General features: G+C 39.7%; 1 protein-coding gene. It reads right to left on the reverse strand.

The window, feature by feature from the left end; genetic code table 11:
* Nucleotides 1-37: 37 nt before the first annotated feature.
* The coding region (locus AYW76_RS19275; RefSeq protein WP_197467863.1) for a hypothetical protein at nucleotides 38-247 on the reverse strand (210 nt) is incomplete at its 5' end.

Here is a 247-nt window from a genome sequence, read left to right on the forward strand (position 1 = left end):
TCCCCAGTAGTTATATGCTGTGTGTTTTTTTTTTTTTTCAAGAAAAAGACGGCATACGAGATGCAAAGATTGCCGCCACAAAAAATGTCAGAATGACACCCGCACCACCCAAATGGATTTTTAGAAACTTACCCAATAGCAGCAAGATCAATCCAAAAAGAACAATCATGAATACAGTTGAAGCTAATGCATACGCAGCTAAAAGACGGCCATTCGCTTCTTTGTACGTATCCCCTTTCAGCTTGTT

This window comes from Marinomonas gallaica (assembly GCF_001639745.1).
Classification (GTDB): Bacteria; Pseudomonadota; Gammaproteobacteria; order Pseudomonadales; family Marinomonadaceae; genus Marinomonas; species Marinomonas gallaica.